We start from the raw sequence: 3,688 nt of genomic DNA, 5'->3' as shown, positions 1-3,688 counted from the left end.
GTCCTGCCCCGCGAAGTACCCCGGCATCCCGCATACCTCGCGAGGTATGCGGGATGCCGGGGTACTTCGGCGGGTGGGGGTCAGCCCTGCTTGAGCTGGCTCTCGACGTCCGTCAGGTACTTCTGCAGGTTGGCGGGCGTCTCGTGGACGATGACGGCCGTGCCGTCCGAGTTCGCCTGGAGCGCCTTCTCGACCTCCGGCGACTGCGCGATGGAGACGAGCTCCGCGTAGACCGCGTTGTCCTTGTCCTTGGAGCGCGTGGCCCAGATGTTGATGTACGGCTTGGCGGCGTCGCTCGACGGGTCGTCCTGGGCGATCGCGTCGGACGACTTGAGGCCCGTGTCCTTGATGTAGTCGTTGTTCACGACCGCACCGGCGACGGACTTGTCGCCGAGCGAGCGGCCGGTCTGGTTCGCCGCGACGGGCGTGACCTTGACCTTGGACTTGCCGGTGTCGACGTCGGCAGGCGCGGCCGAGAGGGACGGCGTGCCGTCCTTGAGCGTGATGAGGCCGGCCGAGGCGAGGACACCGAGGGCGCGCGCCTGGTTGGTGCCGTCGTTGGGGATGGCGATCTGCGAGCCGGCGGGGATCGCGTCCACCGTCTTGTACTGCTTCGAGTACAGGGCCAGCGGGTAGATGGCGGTCGAGCCGATCGGCACGAGGTCGCCGCCGGTGTTGTTGTTGTAGTCCGCCAGGAACAGGATGTGCTGGAACTGGTTGAGGTCCAGCTCGCCCGACGTCGTGGCCGGGTTCGGCTGCTGGTAGTCGCTGAAGTCGACGAGCTTGACGTGGATGCCCTGCTTCTCGGCGAGGTCCGTGAAGACCTTCCACTGGTCGCCGCTCGCGCCGACGACGCCGATCTTGACCGGGTCGTCCGCCGAGCCCTTCGTCTTGTCGCTGCTGCTGCCCGAGTCGCCCGAGGAGCAGGCGGCGAGGAGGAGCGCGGTGGCGGCGGCGACGGCCGTGACGACGAGCGAGCCGCGGAACCGGCGGCGGGTGCGGGACATGTGATCTCCAGTGAGGTCGGGGCGCGGGGTCGCGCCCGAGGGGGTGCCCGTGGTGCGGGCCGAGCGGGGTGACCCGGTCTCGTCGACGACGGCCGGGGGGCCGGGTGGGGCACGCGAGGTGCCGTGGGCCGTGGCAGGCGCCCGCCGTGCCTCGGTGCCGCGGGCGTGGCGCTCCGCGGACCGGCCGACCGGGAGGGTCAGAGCACGGGGCGACAGCACCGACAGCCCGCGGCGCGCACGGCGGGCGCCTCGGGCATTCGCACGCCGGAGCGGGCGGTGGTCGGTGTCATGCCCTCAGCCTGGGCCCCCAGCCGCGCCCGCGTCCAATCCACCGTCCCGAAATCTCACTCACCGAGACGCGGACGTGAGACGCGCGTCACCTCTTGACGCTCGATCACGCGTCTGTTTATGGTCTACACATTGCGTACGACATACACGCGGCGTGCGCCGCACACGAGCTCGCAGCACGACGAACGACAGGAGACAGGCCATGAACGACCCGATGATCGCCGTACGGGACCTGCGCAAGTCCTACGGTTCGCACCACGTCCTGCGCGGCGTCGACCTCACGGTCCGGCGCGGCGAGATCTTCGCGCTCCTCGGCGCGAACGGCGCCGGCAAGACCACGACCGTCAACATCCTCACGACGCTCGTGCCCGCCGACTCCGGCACCGTCACCGTCGCGGGCGCCGACGTCGCGAAGCACCCCGCCCAGGTGCGCGCGCTGGTCGCCCTCACCGGCCAGTACGCCGCGGTCGACCCCTTCCAGACCGGCGAGGAGAACCTCGTCATGATGGGCAACCTCGCGCACCTGCCCCGACGGGCCGTGAAGGCTCGCGCCACCGAGCTCCTCGAGCGCTTCGACCTCACCGACGCCGCGCGCCGTCCCGCCTCCACCTACTCCGGCGGCATGCGGCGGCGCCTCGACCTCGCGATCAGCCTCGTCGCGTCGCCCGCGGTGCTCGTCCTCGACGAACCCACCACCGGCCTCGACCCCGCGTCGCGCGTCCAGCTCTGGGAGGTCGTCCGGGACCTCGCGACCGACGGCACCACCGTCCTCCTCACCACCCAGTACCTCGAGGAGGCCGACCGCCTCGCCGACACCATCGCCGTCCTCGACGACGGCGCTGTCGCCGCCCGCGGCACCGCCAGCGAGCTCAAGGCCCTCGTCGCCGGGGAGCACGTCCGCGTCGCGTTCGAGGACGCCGCCTCGCTCCGGGCCGCCCGCGAACTCGCGCCCGCGGCCGGGCTCCCCGTCGTCGACGTCGACGAGCGCGACCTCGCGTTCACCACCCCCGCAACCGACCCGGTCGCGACCATCCGCGAGGCGCTCGCCCTCGCCGACCAGCACCGCCTCGCCCTCGCGGGCGTCAGCGTCGTCAAGCCCACGCTCGACGACGTCTTCCTCGCCGTCACCGGCACCCCCACCCGCACCACGGCCAGCAAGGAGAACGCCCGATGACCGCCCTCGCCCCCACCGCGCCCGCACCGCGCCGCACGCCCGTCGCGACCGTCACCCCCGCACCGCCGTCCGTGCGCACCGGGCTCCGCGACATCGCCACCATGACGGCCCGCGAGATCCGCCGGACGCTCCGCAGCGTCGACGGCCTCGTCACCGCGTTCGCGATCCCCGTCGCGATCATGCTCGTGTTCGTCGTCATCTTCGGCGGCGCCATCGACAGCAGCGGCGACTACATCAACTACGTCGTCCCCGGAACGCTCGTCCTGTGCCTCGGGTTCGGGTCCGCCGCCACCGCGACCGCCGTCGCCCAGGACATGACCAGCGGCACCATCGACCGGTTCAAGACCCTCCCGATCCTCGGCCCCGCGCCCCTGTGGGGGCACGTCATCGCGAGCGTCGTGCGCAACCTCGCGTCCGCGGTCGTCGTCCTCGGCGTCGCGATCGCGCTCGGGTTCAGGCCGGACGCCGACCTCCTCGGCTGGGTCGGCGTCGTCGGGTACGTGGTGCTGACGGTCCTGTCCTTCACCTGGATCTGCGCCGCCGCCGGACTCGTCCTCAGCGTCGACGCCACGCAGGCGCTCAACACCGTCTTCCTGTTCCTGCCCTACCTGTCCAGCGGGTTCGTCGCCGTCGGCACCATGCCCACCTGGCTCCACGGGTTCGCCGACAACCAGCCCTTCACCCCGATCATCGAGTCGCTCCGCGGGCTGATGTCCGGGTCGGTCGACACGTCCACGCTCTGGACCGCGGTCGCCTGGCTCGTCGGGTTCCTCGTCGTCGCGGTCACGCTGGGCTCCATCGCCTACCGGCGCCGGACCGCCCGCTGAGCTGGCCGGGCCTGATCGTGGTCGGGTCCGGCGCAGGGGTGGGGAGGGGTGTGCGCGCGCACCCCTCCCCACCCCCTCACCTCGTGCATCACGTCCCCTTCGCCGACGGTGACGGTGGCTTCGCCGACGGTGACGTCCGGTTCGCCGACGGTGACGGTGGCTTCGCCGACGGTGGCGGTGGCTTCGCCGACGGTGACGGTGGCTTCGCCGACGGTGACAGTCGTCCCCAGGCGTGTTGCTTCCCGCCGTGCGCTGCCGCCGCCGTCGGCGAACAGAGCGTCACCCTCGGCGACAGGCGCGTCACCCTCGGCGACAGGCGCGTCACCCTCGGCGACAGGCGCGTCACCCTCGGCGACAGGCGCGTCACCCTCGGCGACAGGCGCGTCACCCTC

The 3,688-nt window shown here is 72.1% G+C and carries 4 protein-coding genes; 2 read left to right on the top strand and 2 right to left on the bottom strand.

The window, feature by feature from the left end; translation table 11 throughout:
• Positions 1 to 80: 80 nt before the first annotated feature.
• On the bottom strand, positions 81 to 1,007 hold the full coding sequence (locus tag ACFT5B_RS19390) for a MetQ/NlpA family ABC transporter substrate-binding protein (protein WP_386800827.1): 927 nt from the start codon (positions 1,005 to 1,007) through the stop codon (positions 81 to 83).
• A 490-nt stretch (positions 1,008 to 1,497) separates the two neighbouring features.
• Between ACFT5B_RS19390 and ACFT5B_RS19385 the strand changes: the two genes are divergently transcribed.
• Together ACFT5B_RS19385 and ACFT5B_RS19380 are read left to right on the top strand one after the other, a co-directional pair.
• On the top strand, positions 1,498 to 2,469 hold the full coding sequence (locus ACFT5B_RS19385; RefSeq protein ID WP_386800826.1) for an ATP-binding cassette domain-containing protein: 972 nt from the start codon (positions 1,498 to 1,500) through the stop codon (positions 2,467 to 2,469).
• A complete protein-coding gene (locus tag ACFT5B_RS19380) occupies positions 2,466 to 3,296 on the top strand; it encodes an ABC transporter permease (RefSeq protein WP_386800825.1) in 831 nt (276 codons plus the stop codon). The genes ACFT5B_RS19385 and ACFT5B_RS19380 overlap by 4 nt, the downstream gene beginning before the upstream one ends.
• Here ACFT5B_RS19380 and ACFT5B_RS19375 read toward each other — a convergent pair.
• On the bottom strand, positions 3,272 to 3,688 hold a 417-nt coding region (locus tag ACFT5B_RS19375; protein WP_386800824.1), incomplete at its 5' end, for a hypothetical protein. The two genes, ACFT5B_RS19380 and ACFT5B_RS19375, sit on opposite strands and share 25 nt — an antisense overlap.

Source organism: Luteimicrobium sp. NPDC057192 (assembly GCF_042670205.1).
Classification (GTDB): domain Bacteria; phylum Actinomycetota; class Actinomycetes; order Actinomycetales; family Cellulomonadaceae; genus Luteimicrobium.
The sequence above is the reverse complement of the archived record's forward strand: the minus strand, read 5'-3'. Positions and strand labels throughout refer to the sequence as shown.

Bases quoted from the DNA above. Each gene is read 5' to 3' on its own strand.
- ACFT5B_RS19390 (WP_386800827.1), bottom strand. From the start codon at position 1,007: ATGTCCCGCACCCGCCGCCGGTTCCGCGGCTCGCTCGTCGTCACGGCC.
- ACFT5B_RS19385 (WP_386800826.1), top strand. From the start codon at position 1,498: ATGAACGACCCGATGATCGCCGTACGGGACCTGCGCAAGTCCTACGGT.
- ACFT5B_RS19380 (WP_386800825.1), top strand. From the start codon at position 2,466: ATGACCGCCCTCGCCCCCACCGCGCCCGCACCGCGCCGCACGCCCGTC.